General features: G+C 67.4%; 16 protein-coding genes. 11 read left to right on the plus strand and 5 right to left on the minus strand.

Translation table 11 applies throughout. From position 1 onward, the window contains the following. Positions 1 to 20 precede the first annotated feature (20 nt). Genes J2X09_RS00710 through J2X09_RS00720 form a run of 3 tightly spaced genes read left to right on the plus strand, consistent with a single transcriptional unit; the run spans position 21 to position 3,080 of the window. Positions 21 to 1,676, plus strand: a complete 1,656-nt coding sequence (locus J2X09_RS00710) for an ExeA family protein (RefSeq protein WP_204731436.1) — start codon at positions 21 to 23, stop codon at positions 1,674 to 1,676. 14 nt (positions 1,677 to 1,690) lie between these two features. Then, entirely contained in the window at positions 1,691 to 2,449 is a 759-nt protein-coding gene (locus tag J2X09_RS00715; RefSeq protein ID WP_204731437.1) for a general secretion pathway protein GspB, read from the plus strand. A 1-nt stretch (position 2,450) separates the two neighbouring features. Beyond that, complete coding sequence (locus J2X09_RS00720; protein ID WP_310307015.1) at positions 2,451 to 3,080, plus strand: ABC transporter ATP-binding protein; 630 nt, start codon at positions 2,451 to 2,453, stop codon at positions 3,078 to 3,080. Between the two features lie 7 nt (positions 3,081 to 3,087). Here the strand turns inward: J2X09_RS00720 and J2X09_RS00725 are convergent, their stop codons facing one another. Further along, positions 3,088 to 3,456: a glyoxalase superfamily protein gene (locus tag J2X09_RS00725; protein WP_204731438.1), complete on the minus strand. Its 369-nt coding sequence runs from the start codon at positions 3,454 to 3,456 to the stop codon at positions 3,088 to 3,090. Positions 3,457 to 3,460: 4 nt separating this feature from the next. Beyond that, the gene (locus tag J2X09_RS00730; RefSeq protein ID WP_204731439.1) at positions 3,461 to 4,624 is read right to left on the minus strand and encodes an acyl-CoA dehydrogenase family protein; all 1,164 of its coding nucleotides are present in this window, start codon (positions 4,622 to 4,624) and stop codon (positions 3,461 to 3,463) included. Between the two features lie 98 nt (positions 4,625 to 4,722). Between J2X09_RS00730 and J2X09_RS00735 the strand changes: the two genes are divergently transcribed. From J2X09_RS00735 to J2X09_RS00770, 8 genes are all read left to right on the plus strand, one after another. Beyond that, positions 4,723 to 5,928 (plus strand): acetyl-CoA C-acetyltransferase, encoded by a 1,206-nt coding sequence (locus J2X09_RS00735; RefSeq protein ID WP_204731440.1) that lies wholly within the window; start codon positions 4,723 to 4,725, stop codon positions 5,926 to 5,928. Positions 5,929 to 6,050: 122 nt separating this feature from the next. Continuing rightward, a complete protein-coding gene (locus J2X09_RS00740) occupies positions 6,051 to 8,204 on the plus strand; it encodes a 3-hydroxyacyl-CoA dehydrogenase NAD-binding domain-containing protein (protein WP_204731441.1) in 2,154 nt (717 codons plus the stop codon). A gap of 17 nt (positions 8,205 to 8,221) precedes the next feature. Beyond that, entirely contained in the window at positions 8,222 to 8,965 is a 744-nt protein-coding gene (fabG, locus tag J2X09_RS00745) for a 3-oxoacyl-ACP reductase FabG (protein ID WP_204731442.1), read from the plus strand. A 262-nt stretch (positions 8,966 to 9,227) separates the two neighbouring features. Continuing rightward, positions 9,228 to 10,847, plus strand: a complete 1,620-nt coding sequence (locus tag J2X09_RS00750; protein WP_204731443.1) for a GAF domain-containing sensor histidine kinase — start codon at positions 9,228 to 9,230, stop codon at positions 10,845 to 10,847. Positions 10,848 to 10,857: 10 nt separating this feature from the next. Next, complete coding sequence (locus J2X09_RS00755; RefSeq protein WP_204731444.1) at positions 10,858 to 11,244, plus strand: response regulator; 387 nt, start codon at positions 10,858 to 10,860, stop codon at positions 11,242 to 11,244. Positions 11,245 to 11,303: 59 nt separating this feature from the next. Next, a complete protein-coding gene (locus J2X09_RS00760; RefSeq protein WP_204731445.1) occupies positions 11,304 to 12,248 on the plus strand; it encodes a bifunctional helix-turn-helix transcriptional regulator/GNAT family N-acetyltransferase in 945 nt (314 codons plus the stop codon). Between the two features lie 59 nt (positions 12,249 to 12,307). Next, positions 12,308 to 12,940 (plus strand): chromate transporter, encoded by a 633-nt coding sequence (locus J2X09_RS00765; protein ID WP_204731446.1) that lies wholly within the window; start codon positions 12,308 to 12,310, stop codon positions 12,938 to 12,940. Positions 12,941 to 12,943: 3 nt separating this feature from the next. Continuing rightward, positions 12,944 to 13,537 carry a chromate transporter gene (locus J2X09_RS00770; protein WP_204731447.1) on the plus strand — a complete coding sequence of 198 codons (594 nt, stop codon included), beginning with the start codon at positions 12,944 to 12,946 and terminating at the stop codon, positions 13,535 to 13,537. A gap of 8 nt (positions 13,538 to 13,545) precedes the next feature. Here the strand turns inward: J2X09_RS00770 and J2X09_RS00775 are convergent, their stop codons facing one another. Genes J2X09_RS00775 through rlmB form a run of 3 tightly spaced genes read right to left on the minus strand, consistent with a single transcriptional unit; the run spans position 13,546 to position 15,454 of the window. Continuing rightward, complete coding sequence (locus J2X09_RS00775; RefSeq protein WP_204731448.1) at positions 13,546 to 13,944, minus strand: nuclear transport factor 2 family protein; 399 nt, start codon at positions 13,942 to 13,944, stop codon at positions 13,546 to 13,548. Between the two features lie 35 nt (positions 13,945 to 13,979). Continuing rightward, a complete protein-coding gene (locus tag J2X09_RS00780) occupies positions 13,980 to 14,702 on the minus strand; it encodes an SIR2 family NAD-dependent protein deacylase (protein ID WP_204731449.1) in 723 nt (240 codons plus the stop codon). A gap of 8 nt (positions 14,703 to 14,710) precedes the next feature. Further along, on the minus strand, positions 14,711 to 15,454 hold the full coding sequence (rlmB, locus tag J2X09_RS00785) for a 23S rRNA (guanosine(2251)-2'-O)-methyltransferase RlmB (RefSeq protein ID WP_204731450.1): 744 nt from the start codon (positions 15,452 to 15,454) through the stop codon (positions 14,711 to 14,713). Between the last annotated feature and the right edge of the window lie 16 nt (positions 15,455 to 15,470).

The raw sequence follows: 15,470 nt of genomic DNA on the forward strand, positions 1-15,470 counted from the left end.
GCCCCGTTATGCTCTGGGGCATGTACGCCGAATTCTTCGGGTTGAAGCAGGACCCGTTCTCCATCGCGCCCGATCCGCGCTACCTCTTCATGAGCGAGCGCCACCGTGAAGCCCTGGCACACCTGCTCTATGGCATTCGTGGTGGTGGCGGCTTCGTGCTGCTCAGCGGGGAAATCGGCGCCGGCAAGACCACCATCTGCCGCTGTTTCCTTGAGCAGATCCCGGAGCAATGCCGGGTCGCCTACATCTTCAACCCCAAGCTCACCGTCGGCGATCTGCTGCGGACGATCTGCCGCGAGTTCCATGTCGAGGTCAAGCATGAGGGCACCGGTCCGGCCACGATCAAGGACTACCTGGATCCATTCAACGAGTACCTGCTGGAAAGCCACGCCAGGGGCGAGCGCAACGTGCTCATCATCGACGAGGCGCAGAACCTCACGCCGCATGTGCTGGAGCAGTTGCGGCTGCTGACCAACCTGGAAACGAGGGAGCGCAAGCTGTTGCAGATCATCCTGATCGGCCAGCCTGAGTTGCGCGATGTGCTCGCGCGCCCCGAGCTCGAGCAGCTTGCCCAGCGGGTCATCGCGCGCTTCCACCTGGGTGCGCTCAACGAGGCCGAAACCCGCCAGTACATCGAGCACCGGATGCAGGTCGCCGGCCTGCGCGGGCCACTGCCCTTCTCCAGTCAGGCGATCCAGCGCATCCACGAAATCGCGCGCGGCGTGCCGCGCCGCGTCAACCTGCTCTGCGACCGTGCATTGCTCGGTGCTTATGCCACCAACCAGGCGCGGGTGGACCGCGCTGTGGTGGACAAGGCCGCCGTCGAGGTGTTCGGGGACGATCCGCCGCCGGTGAAAACCAGCCGACGACCCGCCCTGCTGTCCCAGGCGGTCAATGTCTCGCTGCTGGGCACACTGGGAATCGGCCTGGTGGTGGGCGCGCTGGTCGCGGGAGCGCTGTTCTGGCTCTGGAACCAGAGCGCGCCACGACCGGTCCCGACGGCGGTGGCCGCACCGCCACCTGCCGTCGCAGCGACCACGCCGGCCACCACCCCTCCCCCTCGCCCGGAGCCATTGACCGGCCCACCCGAAGCCTCTGCCCTGCTGAAGAACGAGACCGAAGCCTGGCGGGCGCTCGGCCCGCTCTGGGGGCAGACCCTGGCGTCGGACGACCCCTGCAACGCCGCGCAGCAGGCGCAGCTGCAGTGCTACCGCACCGACCGCCTGACCGTCGCCGGCCTGCGTCAGCTCAACCGCCCGGGCATCGTGACCTTGCGCCCGGCCGGCCAGGGCTCGGGCATGGCCCTGGTGACCGCGCTCGACAGCGACACCGCCACACTGCAGGCCGGCGAGCAACGCTGGCGCATGCCGCTGGCCACGCTGACCGACATCTGGAGTGGCGACTTCGCCACCCTGTGGCGCACCCCGCCCGGCCAGACCACCCGCCTGGTGGATGGCCGCACGGGCCCGGCCGCCGACTGGCTGGGGGAGCGCATCGCGAACCTGCAGGCGGCCGGCAAGGTGCCGCCCTCGGCCAAGCAGCTCACCGCCCGCATCCAGGCCTTCCAGCGCGCCAACGGCATCGAAGCCGCAGGCCTGGCCGGCCCGATCACCTTCATGCAGGTCAACCTCGCCAGCGGCGTGGACGAGCCCCGGCTCGCCACCTCCGGCTCCTGAGGCGGGATTCCAAGATGTCCTACATCCTCGATGCCCTACAGCGCGCGGAGGCGGAACGCGAACGCGGCCACGTGCCCGGCCTCAAGAGCCAGATCGTGCCGCCCGCTGGCCTCAAGACCCAGCCGGTACGGCGCTGGAAGCCCGCGCACACCATCGCGGCGGCGGTTCTCGTTCTGATCGCCGCGGGCGCCTGGTGGTGGCTCAGCAGGCCCGAACCACGAGCCACGGCCACGCCGTCACCCACGCCCGCGGCACAACCGGCTCCCACCGCGTCATCGACGCCATCCGTGGTGGCACCGGCCAATCAGGTCGCGCAGGCGCCCATGCCGGCCAGCCCCGCGCCGCCACCCGCCCCGGCGCAGCCCATCCTTGCGCCTCCTCGGGAGGAGCCGCCGAAGCGGGCCCCGGCACCTGCACCGACACCACACCCGACCCCAGCCTCAGCCCCGGCAGCGCGCACCGCGGCCACGACCACCGCGCCAGCACCCGCACAAGCCGCACCGGCTCCCTCCGCCACGAGCACCGCATCCGACGCCAGCGCGGCAGCCGTGCGCAGCTTCGCCGAACTCTCGCCAGAGGCCCGCGCGCAGTTGCCGCAGGTGAGCGTGAGCGGATCCACTTACTCGAAGAACCCAGCGCTGCGCATGCTGATCGTCAACGGCAAGGTGCTGCAGGAAGGCCAGGAGATCTCTCCCGGTTTCAAGCTGGAGACCATCGGCCAGCGCAGCGCGGTGCTCAACCACAACGGCCTGCGTTACTCCATAGGCTATTGAAGTGAACACGGATCCTGAAGAGCCTGTGCTGCAGGTCAAAGGCCTGCGGTTCGGCTGGTCCCGGCCGCTGCTGTTCGATGGTCTCTCCTTCGACGTGCTCCCCGGGGTCACCCTGGTGCGGGGTGACGACGGCCGTGGCAAGAGCACCTTGCTGCGGTTGATGGCGGGTGCACAGAACGCGGATGAAGGCTCGCTCGTCGTCCACGGCATCCACCTCGGCGAGCACCACGACGCCTACCGGCAGCGGGTGTTCTGGATCGATCCCCAGACCGAGGCCCATGACGCGCTCGCGGCCAAGGGCTATCTGGACAGCCTGAGCCACCACTACCCGCACTTCGATGCGGACGCGATGGCCGAGCTGATCGAGGGCTTCTCGCTCGGCCCGCACCTGGCCAAGCCGATGTACATGCTGTCCACCGGCAGCCGGCGCAAGGTCTGGCTCACCGCCGCGTTCGCCTGTGGCACGCCCCTGACGCTGATCGACCAGCCGTTTGCCGCGCTGGATGCACCCTCGATCCGGTTCCTGCTCGGGCTGTTGCAGGATGCGGCCACCCACCCGGCCCGCGCCTGGGTGCTGGCGGACTACGAGGCCCCTGAAGGAATTGCGCTGACCCGCGTGATCCAGCTCTGAACCTGCGTCAACCGGGTTCTGGCTGAAAAAAAGTGAGGCGGTTGCCGAAGGGGTCTGCGATCCGCACCTCACGGCTGCCCCAGGGCGTGTTCTCGATGCCAGGACGGGCATACCTGTAATTGGCCGCGGTCAGGCCGGCGTGAAAGGCGTCGAGTTCGTCGGTTTCGATGCGCACTGCGGAACCCGGGCACGCGTCGCCGTGATGCTCTGAAAGGTGCAGCACGCAACCACTGCGGGACACTTGCAGGTAAAGCGGAAAACCGGGCTCGAACCGGTGCTCCCAGTCGAGCTGGAAGCCCAGGAAGTCGAGATAGAACTCGCGCGCCTTCGCCTCGTCGAAGATGCGCAAGATCGGCGTGGTCCTTCCAAAGCCCATGGCATCACCTCCCGCCCAGGCCCATGCCGCGCGAGATCACTTCCTTCATGATTTCGTTCGTGCCACCGTAGATGCGCTGCACGCGCGCATCGGCATAGGCGCGGGTGATGGGATATTCCCACATGTAGCCGTAGCCGCCGTGCAGCTGCAGGCATTCGTCCATCACCTTGCACTGCAAGTCCGAGCACCAGTACTTCGCCATGCTGGCTGTGGCGGTGTCGAGCTTGCCTTGCACGATGAGTTCGCAGCACTTGTCGACGAACACGCGCGCCACCTGCACCTCGGTCTGCAACTCCGCGAGCGTGTAGCGCGTGTTCTGGAACTGCGCCACCGTCTGCCCGAACACCTTGCGGTCTTTGGTGTACTGCACCGTCCAGTCGATCGCGGCCTGTGCCGAGGCGACCGCGCTGATGGCAATCTGCAGCCGCTCCCAGGGGAGCTGCTCCATCAGGCAGATGAAGCCCCGGCCTTCCATGGCGAGGCCACCCAGCAGGTTGTCGGCCGGCACCTTCACGTTGTCGAAGAACAGTTCGGACGTGTCCTGCGCCTTCATGCCCAGCTTCTTCAGCCGCTTGCCTTTCTCGAAGCCTGGCATGCCGCGCTCCACCAGCAGCAGGCTCGTGCCCTTGGCGCCCGCACCGGGATCGGTCTTGGCCACCACGATCACGAGGTCGGCATGCCAGCCATTGGTGATGAAGGTCTTGCTGCCATTGAGCAGGTAGCTGCCATCGGCCTGCCGGATCGCCGTGCTCTTCACACCCTGCAGATCGCTGCCGGCGGCGGGCTCGCTCATGGCGATCGCACCCACCATCTCGCCGCTGGCGAGCCTGGGCAGGTAACGGTTCTTCTGCTGCTCCGTTCCGTAGTGAAGGATGTAGGGCGCCACGATCTCGCTGTGCAAACCGAAGCCGATGCCGCTGAAACCGGCGCGCGCGATCTCCTCCATCTGGACCACAGAGTACAGCTTGTCGGCGTCCGATCCACCATAAGCCTCGGGCAGCGACATACAGAGAAAACCGTTCTCGCCCGCCCTGCTCCACACCGCCCGGTCCACATAGCCCTGCTCTTCCCAGGCCTCGTGGTGCGGTGCGATCTCTTTCTCCATGAACTTGCGGAAGCTGTCGCGGAAGGCTTCGTGGTCGGCGTTGAACAGGGTGCGTTCGATCATGATGTCACCTATCAGACTGCGTCGGGGAATTTTGCAAAGCAAATGCTTGGCAAAAGTCTATACTGGTTCGCGCCATCCGCCATCCCCCAGGAGACACCATGAGCGAAGCCTTCGTATTCGACGCCGTGCGCACACCGCGCGGCAAGGGCAAGAAAGACGGCAGCCTGCACGAGGTCAAGCCGATCGACCTGCTGGCCGGGGTGCTGACCCAGCTCCAGCAGCGCAACCGCTTCGACACCGGCGCGGTGGACGATGTGGTCATGGGCGTGGTGTCGCCCATCGGTGAGCAGGGCTCGGTCATCGCAAAGGTGGCGGCGCTCAAGGCCGGCTGGGACTGGCGCTGTTCGGGCGTGCAGCTCAACCGCTTCTGTGCCTCCGGCCTCGAGGCCGTGAACATGGCGGCGATGAAAGTGAAGAGCGGCTGGGAAGACCTGGTGGTGGCCGGCGGCGTGGAGAGCATGAGCCGCGTGCCCATCGGCTCCGACGGTGGTGCCTGGGCGCAGGACCCGCAGACCAACAGCGAGACACTCTTCGTGCCGCAAGGCATTGGCGCCGACCTGATCGCGACGCTCGAAGGCTTCACCCGGGAGGACGTGGATGCGTTCGCGCTCGAGTCCCAGAAGCGCGCCGCCGCCGCTCGCCAGGCCGGCCACTTCAAGGGCTCGGTGGTGCCGGTCACGGACTTCCTCGGCCAGACCATTCTGGAAGAAGACGAGTTCATCAAGCCGCACACCACCATGGAAGGACTGGCCTCACTCAAACCCGCGTTCGACCACCTGGGCAACATGGGCTTCGATGCGGTGGCGTTGCAGCGGTATCCGCAGGTGGAGCGCATCCACCACGTGCACCACGCGGGCAACTCCTCGGGCATCGTCGACGGTGCCACCGCCATGCTCATCGGCAGCGAGGGCGCGGGCCGCACGCACGGCCTCACGCCGCGCGCGCGCATCGTCTCGGTGGCGCTCTCGGGCGCAGACCCGACGATCATGCTCACCGGGCCGATGCCGGCGGCGCGCAAGGCACTGGAAAAGGCCGGCCTGTCGATCGACCAGATCGACCTGTTCGAGGTGAACGAAGCCTTCGCCGCCGTGCCGATGAAATTCATGAAGGACATGGGGGTGCCGCACGAGAAGGTGAACGTGAATGGTGGCGCGATCGCCATGGGCCATCCGCTCGGGGCCACCGGCGCCATGATCCTCGGCACCCTGATCGACGAACTGCACCGGCGTCAGTTGCGCTACGGCCTGGCCACGCTCTGCGTCGGTGGCGGCATGGGCATCGCGACGATCGTCGAAAGGGTCTGACGAACCACCCCCGCGCCGCGCTTCGCGCCTCACCCCCTGAAAGGGGGCAACACCTGCGGCCCGGCGAAGCCGGTTCCGCGGTGTTTCTGGACTGAAGACATTCGTAAGTTGAAAGCGAAACGATGAAAACCATCCGCTACGAACTCGCCGACGGCATCGCCACCATCACCTTCGACGAGGAAGGCTCACCAGTCAACACCATGTGTGCCGACTGGCAGGCCGACCTCACCGAGGTCACCGCGCAGGTGATGCGCGACTGCGCCAACATCAAGGGCATCATCCTGGCCTCGGCCAAGAGCACCTTTTTCGCTGGTGCCGATCTCAAGGGCACGATGCGGCTGCAGGCGAGCGACGCCCCCGCCGTGTTCGCCAGCATCGAGCAGACCAAGAAGAACTTCCGCACCCTGGAGACGCTGGGCGTGCCGGTGGTGAGCTGCATCAACGGCGCCGCGCTCGGCGGTGGCTGGGAAGTGGCGCTGATGGGTCACCACCGCATCGCGGTGAACGACCCGAAGATCCAGCTCGGCCTGCCCGAGATCACGCTGGGCCTGATCCCTGGCGCGAGCGGCATCACGAAGATGGTGCGCCTGCTCGGCCTCATGGGCGCGCAACCTTACATTCTGGAGAGCAAGCTGTTCAACCCGCGCGAGGCGCAGGAACTCGGCCTGGTGCACGAGCTGGTGCCGCCCGAGGGCGATGTGGCAGCCGCGCTGCGCAGCGCGGCACTGGCCTGGATCGCGACGCACCCGCATTCGCGCCAGCCGTGGGATGCGAAGGACCACAAGATTCCCGGCGGCACGCCCTCCAACCCCAAGGTCGCCGGCATGCTCACCGTCGCGTCGGCCGTGCTCAAGCAGAAGACACGCGGGCTCTACCCAGCGCCGGAAGCCGCGCTGGCGGCCATGGCCGAAGGCGCGATGGTGGACTTCGACACCGCGCTGCGCATCGAAAGCCGCTACCTGGCCAGGCTGATCGTGAGCCCGGTGGCCAAGAACATGATCAACACATTCTTCTTCAACCTGAACGCGATCAAGAGCGGCCAGTCACGCCCGCAAGGCATCTCGCGCTACAAGCCGAAGAAGGTGGGCATCCTGGGCGCGGGCATGATGGGCGCGGGCATCGCTTACGTGCAGGCGGGCCGGGGCATCCGCACCGTGCTGGAGGACGTGAGCATCGAAACCGCCGAACGCGGCAAGTCCTACAGCTTCAAGCTCACGCAGGAGCGTGTCGACAAGGGCCGCATGAGTCCCTACGACCAGCGCGACCTGCTCGACCACATCCACCCCACCGATCATCCGGGCGACCTCAGGGGCTGCGATCTGATCATCGAAGCGGTGTTCGAGAACCGCGAACTCAAGGCCGCCGTCACCAAGGAAGCCGAGCCCATGCTGGCTACCGGGGGCTTTTTCGCCAGCAACACCTCCACCCTGCCCATCACGGGTCTGGCGCAGGCCAGCAGCCGACCGCAGCGCTTCGTCGGCATCCACTTCTTCAGCCCGGTGGACAAGATGAAGCTGGTGGAGATCATCCGGGGCAAGGAGACGGACGACGAGACCATCGCGCGCGCCTACGACTATGTGCAGGCGCTGGGCAAGCTGCCCATCGTGGTGAACGACTCGCGCGGCTTCTACACCAGCCGCACCTTCGGCACCTTCGTGATGGAAGGTGCCGCAATGCTGGGCGAAGGCATTCCCGCGCCCGTGATCGAGAACGCGGCCGTGCAGGCCGGCATGCCGGTCGGGCCGCTCGCGGTGCTGGACGAGACCGCGCTCTCGCTCTCGGTGCATGTGCTGGACCAGACCCGCGCCGACGTCGAGAAAGAAGGCCGCAGCTACGCCGCCACGCCGGGCGAATTGCTGGTCGAGCGCATGGTGCGGGAGTTCAAGCGCCCGGGCCGCGCCGCTGGAGGCGGTTTCTACGACTACCCCGCCGGCCACAAGAAGCAGCTCTGGCCCGAGCTCAAGACCCGCTTCGAGAAGCCCGATGCCGCCTGGGACCTGCAGGACATCAAGGACCGCCTGCTCTACCGTCAGTCGGTGGAAACGGCGCGCTGCCTGGCCGAGGGCGTGCTCACCACCGTGCACGACGGCAACATCGGCTCGATCTTCGGCATCGGCTTCCCGGCCTGGACGGGTGGCGCGCTTCAGTTCATCTACGGCATGGGCATCGAAGCTTTCGAACGGCGCTGCGGTGAGCTGGCCTCACGCTACGGCGCGGGATTCGCACTGAGCGATGCCGTGAAGAAGGCCATCCGGCAGCACCAGCCCGTTTATTGACCCCTGTTCCCCCACGCATGAAACGACTCGAAGGAAAAATCAGCCTCATCACCGGAGCGGCCCAGGGCATCGGCCTGGCCACCGCCCTCAAATTCGCCCGGGAGGGCGCCGCCGTCATCGTCTGCGACGTGAAGCAGGCCGCTGTCGACGATGCCGTGCGCCAGTGTGAGGCGCTGGGTGCGCCGGCCGCGGGCTTCGTGGTGGACGTCACCCAGCGCGAGATGGTGGACGCCGTGGTGGCCCAGGTGCACGAACGCTTCGGCCGCATCGACGTCCTGGTGAACAACGCCGGCATCACCCAGGACGCTCGCCTGCAGAAGATGACCCTGGAACAGTTCGACCGCGTGATCGATGTGAACCTGCGTGGCGTGTTCCATTGCGCCCAGGCCGTGGCCGACGGCATGGTCGCGCAGGGCAGCGGCGTCATCCTCAACGCCTCATCGGTCGTGGGCATCTACGGCAACTTCGGGCAGACCAACTACGCGGCCAGCAAGTTCGGCGTGATCGGCTTCACCAAGACCTGGAGCCGCGAACTGGGCCCCAAGGGTATCCGGGTGAACGCGGTGGCGCCGGGCTTCATCGCCACGCCGATCCTGGACACCATGCCAGCCAAGGTGATCGAGGACATGGAGCGCCGCGTGCCGCTGCACCGGTTGGGGCGACCGGAGGAAATCGCCAACGTCTATGCCTTCCTGGCCAGCGACGAAGCGAGTTACATCAACGGCGCGGTGATCGAGGTCTCGGGCGGGATGTCGGTGTAAGAGAGCCCCCCTGCGCCGCCTGCGGCGTCTTCCCCCGGGGGGGACCGCACCTGGCGGCCCGCCCGAGCCGGTTCCGCGGGACGCTCTGGTGGCTGGTGCCCCGCGCACCGCGCTTGCTGTTTCCGATCAAGTACGCCCCAAACGTGACGGAATCGTGTGTAGCACTTCCGGGTACCGGCATGCGCCGTCCGGCGTATCGCGCATACCCTGCCCGGTATGCAATCATCGGGCACCCCCTGCTTTCCCTCCGGTTCCGGCCCGCATGCAGACAGCCCCCCTTCCCCACAACGAAGAACAGCGCCTGGCCCGGTTGCGCGGCCTGGGCGTGCTCGACAGCCTGCCGCAGAAGGCGTTCGACGACATCTCGGCGCTGGCCCAGGTGATCTGCGGCACGCCGGTGGCACTGATCACGCTCGTCGACCGCGACCGGCAGTGGTTCAAATCGCGCGTGGGGGTGGACGTGTGCGAAACCCCGCGCGAAATGTCCTTCTGCACGCACGCCATCCTCAACCCGGAGCAGGTCATGGTGGTGGAGGACATGAGCCAGGACGCCCGCTTCAGACAGAACCCACTGGTGCAAGGCACGACCAACGTGCGCTTTTACGCGGGCGCCCCCATCGTCACGTCCGACGGTTTCGCCCTGGGCACGGTCTGCGTGGTGGACCAGATGGTGCGGCAGCTGCACTCCGTGCAACTCACCGCGCTCAGCCGCCTCTCCGGTCTGGTGGCCACCCTGCTGGAAAACGAACGCGCGCGCCAGATCGAGGCCGCACGCAAGGCCCGCGCGGTCAAGCAGGAACACGAAGAGCTCACCGCCATGGCCGCCGCCGGGCTGGACCTGCAGGCCTATATCGACACCGATGGGGTCTACCGCCACATCAACCAGACCTATCTGAACTACATCGGGTGCTCGCGCGAGGAAATCATCGGCATCACCGTGAAGCAACGCCTGGGTGAGGCGGCCTACGCCCTGGTCGGCTCCAAGCTGGACCGCGCCATGGCTGGCGAGACGGTGATCTACCAGCGCGTCTCCGACTTCAAGGTCGCCGGCAGCCGGCACATGGAAATCGCGTTGCTGCCCGTGCGGGACGAAGACGGGGGCATCACTGGCGTCGTGATGCGCGGGCGCGACATCCAGGAGCTCAAGAACAAGGAACGGCTGCTGGGCGACACCATCCTCCAGCTGGAGCGCAAGACGCTGGAGCAGGAGCGCTTCATCCACATCATGTCGCACGACCTGCGCGAACCGATCAACTCCATCAACAACTTCAGCTCGCTGCTCGAAGCCGATCACGGGGAACGGCTTCCACCCGAGGCCCGGCGCTACCTGGGCTTCGTCAGCGCCGGAGGCCAGCGCATGGCCAGCCTGCTCGATGGCCTGCTGCGGTATGTGCGGCTCGACCGCCACGCGCTCGACAGCGGCCCGGTGGACGTGAACCTGCTGGTCGAACAGGTCCGCGACGACCTGAGCGCCGCGATCACGCAAGCCGGTGGCCAGCTGGACATGGCCACACTGCCCACGGTGCAGGCCGACGCATCCCTGCTGCGCATCGCACTGCAGAACCTCGTGGCCAACGGGATCGCGTTCGCGCAACCGGGTGTCCCGCCCCGGGTGCGCGTGAGTGCCACACGCGAACACGGTTTCGACCAGATCCACGTGGAAGACAACGGCATCGGCATCGCGCCCGAACACCAGGCCAGCATCTTCGATCTTCTGAAGCGGCTGCACTCGCGCAAGACGCATGCCGGCTCGGGCCTGGGCCTGTCCATCTGCCGGCGCATCGCCGCGCTGCATGGCGGGCACCTCTCCGTGCAATCCACCCCTGGCGAGGGCAGCCGCTTCACGCTGCACCTGCCAGTGCCCCATGGCACCCCCTCGTAAAGGCGACGCGATGCCCATTCCCCAGCGCTTCATCCTCGTCGACGACAACGAGGCCGACAACGTCTACCACGAGATCATGATCCGCCGCGCCGGCTTCACGGGCGAGGTGCACGTGTTCGAAAGCGGTGCCGACGCACTGGCCTTCCTGCGCGTGGACGAATTGACCGTGCCCACCTGCCTGTTCCTGGACATCAACATGCCACAGATGGACGGCTTCGAGTTCGCGCGGCAGGCCCGACCGCTGCTGCAGGACAAGCCGACCATGCTCGTCATGATGCTGACCTCGTCAGACGCGCCGCAGGACCGCCTGCGCGCGGGCGACATGCCCCTGATCCGTGGATTCGTGACCAAGCCTCTCACCCGCGAGCGGGTGAGAGAGATGCTGCAAACGGGCTGAAGACAGTCGCGTCAATCATTTAATTGCCTGAGTCAAGTAAATGCGCCAGAATCCGGGCGATGACAGACGCCATGCCCGGGACCGCGCCGGTCGACCCCGCCCAGGTGCGCGCCATGCGCGCCTTCAACCGCCTCTACACCCAGCGCAGTGGCCTGCTCGACCCGTACCTGGGCAGTGCGTTCTCGCTCACCGAAGTCCGGGTGCTCTACGAACTGGCGCACCACGCGCCATGCACCGCGAGCGAGCTGGGGCGCCGTCTCCTGCTCGACGCGGGCTACGTGAGCCGCATCGTTCGGCGCTTCACTGAAGCGGGCTGGATCACCCGCACACCCTCGCCCACCGATGCACGGCAACATGCGCTGAGCCTCACGGCCGAAGGCCGGGCCGCGTTCGAGCCGATGCAACAGCGCTCGCGCGAAGAGGCCGCGCGCCTGCTGGCCCCATTGGCGCCCGACCAGCGCCACACGCTCGTCACGGCACTGGCGCGCGTGCAGTCCCTGCTGGACCCCACCGCCACATCCCAGCGCACCGCCGTGCTGCGCGACGTGCGAGCGGGCGACATGGGTTGGGTCGTGGAACAGCATGGCGAGATCTACGGGCTCGAGTACGGCTGGAACAGCGAATTCGAGGCCCTGGTGGCGGAGATCGTGGCCGGCATGATCCGGCGCCACGACCCCGCCTGGGAACGTGGCTGGATCGCCGAGCTCGACGGCGAGCGCGTGGGCTCGGTCTTCGTGGTCCGCAAGAGCGACACCGAAGCGCAGTTGCGGCTGCTGATCCTCACCCCGGCCGCTCGCGGCCTCGGCCTGGGCGCGCGGCTGACCGAGGAGTGCATCGCCTTCGCGCGCGCCAAGGGGTACCGCAAGATGGTGCTGTGGACCAACAGCAACCTCGACGTGGCCCGCGCCATCTACGCCCGGCGCGGCTTCGAGCTGGTGCACAGCGAGCCTTACCACGGCTATGGCCAGGATCTCGTCGGTGAGACCTGGGAGCTGGCGTTGTAAAGGCCCCCAACCCCACAGACCGCCACGGCCTTGGGAGCCGGCGCACCGATAATCCCGGCATGCCCGCCACCGCTCCGATACCGCCCGAAGCTGCCGACCAGCAACCCCTCCACCGCCCCCTCTCCAAGACCGATCTGTTCGTCTCGTTCACCTGGCTGGCCTTGCAGGGCTTCGGCGGTGTGCTGGCGGTGGTGCAGCGCGAGCTGGTGGAGAAAAAGCGCTGGATGACGCGTGAGCAGTTCGTGGAGGACTGGGCCGTTGCGCAGATCATGCCGGGCCCGAACGTGGTCAACCTCTCGATGATGATCGGCGGGCGCTACTTCGGGCTTCGGGGTGCCCTGGCCGCGCTGGCCGGCATGCTGACGGCACCTCTGGTGTTGGTGCTGCTGCTGGCCGCGCTCTACGGCAGCGTGGCCGACAGTGTGATCCCACAGAACGCGCTGCGCGGCATGGGCGCGGTGGCCGCCGGACTGGTGGCCGCCACCGGTATCAAGCTGATCGGCGCGCTGAACAAGAATGCCATGGGCATGGTCGTGTGCATCGGTCTGGCCGCCCTCACCTTCGTCGCCATCGCCCTGCTGCGCTGGCCCCTGCTCTGGGTGCTGCTGGGCATCGGTGGCAGTGCCTGCCTCTGGGCCTACCGCGTGCTGAGCGATGCGGACGCCGATCGGCAGAAGAAGGGTGAGGCCTGAACCATGATGCAGCCGACCGCCGCCAACTGGTTCGACCTTTTCACACACTTCGCCTCGCTCTCGCTGCTGGCGATCGGCGGCGCCATCACCACGGCGCCCGACATGCACCGCTACCTCGTCTTCCAGAACGGCTGGCTGAGCGACGCGCAGTTCACCTCCTCCATCGCCATCTCGCAGGCCGCACCCGGCCCCAACGTGCTGTTCGTGGCCGTGCTGGGCTGGAACGTCGGCCTCAACGCGGGTGGTGGCCCCGCCGGCGGCTGGCTGGCCTGGGCCTTCGCCATGTTCGGCGTGCTCGTCACCCTGGTGGCCATCCTGCTGCCCTCTTCCGTGCTCACCTACACCGCCACGCGCTGGGCGCACGACAACCGCGAACTGCGCGCGGTTCGCGCCTTCAAGACCGGCATGGCACCGATCGTGATCGCCCTGCTCATCGCCACCGGCTGGCTGCTCACCGGTTCCCACGAACACCCGGCACGCGACTGGCCGCTGTGGCTGCTCACGGCCGTGGCCACTGTGCTGGTGTGGCGCACGAAGATTCACCTGCTGTGGATGATCGGCGCGGGCGCCGTGCTCGGGGCGCTGGGCCTGGTCTGACCCGCCGCCTACTGTTGCTGCTGGCCGGCCTGCAGCAGGGCACCCATCTTCTGGTGAATGAGGTTGATCGCCTTGAGCGGGCGGATCATGACCTTGAAGTCGGTGATGCGGCCCTCGTCGTTCCAGCGGATCATGTCGACCCCGTTGACGGTGATGCCGTCGATCTCCACCTGGAACTCCAGCACCGCGTCACGCGGGCCGACCACCTCGCGCACATAGCGGAACGAGGGGTTGAAAAACACCTGGAACGCGGCGGCCAGGTACTGCGTGGTCACAGCCCTGCCCGCCTGGGGTGTGTGCACCACCGGTGAATGAAAGACCACGTCTTCCGCGAGCAGGTCGCGCAGGCCTTTGGCGTTGCGGTTCTGAACCAGGTCGTGCCAGATGTCGAGGGTGGCGATGGGCATGTGACGTCTCCAGGGGTTGAGGTGAAAGGGGTGGCTCAGGCCAGCAACGCGGGCAGGCACACCGCTGCGGACTCACCCAGCCGGTGTTCCGCCACCGCGTCCAGTGGCGTCGGCTCGGGGTTGACGACGACCACGCGGGCGCCGCTCTGGTGCGCGGTGAACGCCAGGCCAGCGGCGGGATAGACCTCGCCGGACGTGCCGACCACCAGCATCAGCTCGCACTTGCGAGCGGCGCGTTCCGCGTCTTCCAGCGCCTGCGCGGGCAGATGCTCACCAAACCAGACCACGGCGGGCCTGCGGAGATTGCCACACGAGGGGCAGCGCGGCGGGTGGCCAGCTTCGAGGCGATCGGGCTGGCAGCAATCGCGCGGCGCATCGAGCCAGCGGTCCTGCGCGATGTTGCCGTGCAGGGCCAGGGCGTCGGTGTTGCCGGCGAGCTGGTGCAGCCCGTCCACGTTCTGTGTGATGAGCGTGAGGCGGCCGGGGTTGCGTTGTGAGAACGCCGCCAGCGCCCGGTGGCCCGCGTTGGGTTGCACGGCAGCGATCATCTCGCGGCGGTGTGCGTACCAGTCCCACACGCGCTGCGGGTGGGCGCGGAAGGCGGCCTCGGTGGCGAGCTCCTGCGGGTTGAAGTGCGCCCACAACCCGGTCTGCGCATCGCGGAAGGTGGGCACGCCGGACTCGGCGCTCATGCCCGCGCCGGTGAGCACGGCCATGTGGCGCGCCTCCCGGATCCAGTCGCGCACCGTGTCGAGCATGGCCGTGATCAGTTGCGCTGGCGCAGCGCTTCGTACAGGCAGACGCCGCTGGCGACCGAGACATTCAGGCTCTCGACCGCACCGGCCATGGGAATGCTGACCAGTTCGTCGCAGGTCTTGCGCGTGAGCTGGCGCATGCCAGCCCCCTCGGCGCCGAGCACGAGCGCCACCGGGCCCTTGAGGTCGACCTGGTAGAGCGTCCTGGGGGCGTCGTCACTGGTGCCGATGACCCAGATGTTGCGTTCCTTGAGTTCGTTCAGCGTGCGCGCAAGGTTGGTCACCATGAAGTACGGCATGGTCTCGGCCGCGCCGCTGGCCACCTTGGCCACGGTGGCGTTGATGCCGGCCGCGTGGTCCTTGGGCGCGATCACGGCGTGCGCACCCGCACCGTCGGCCACGCGCAGGCAGGCCCCGAGGTTGTGCGGGTCGGTGATGCCGTCCAGCACAAGCAGCAGCGGCGGAATGCCGGTCGGCTCGAGTTGCTCCAGCAGTTCGTCGAGCGAACGCACCTGCGCCACCGCTTCCACGCGCGCAGCCACGCCCTGGTGGCCATGACTGCCGGCCAGCTTGGCGATGCGCAGGCTGTCGGCCTCGATCAACCGTGCATTGGCCTCGCGCGCCTTGTCCAGGAACTGGCGCATGCGCGCATCGCGCCGCGTCGGCTCGTAGTAGATCTCGATGATGGATTTCGGGGCGGTTTTCAGGCGCACGCCCACGGCATGGAAGCCGAACAGCACTTTGGGGGAAGACATCGGGCGATTATCGGCG

The organism is Hydrogenophaga laconesensis (genome assembly GCF_031457235.1).
In the GTDB taxonomy this organism is placed as follows: domain Bacteria; phylum Pseudomonadota; class Gammaproteobacteria; order Burkholderiales; family Burkholderiaceae_C; genus Hydrogenophaga; species Hydrogenophaga laconesensis.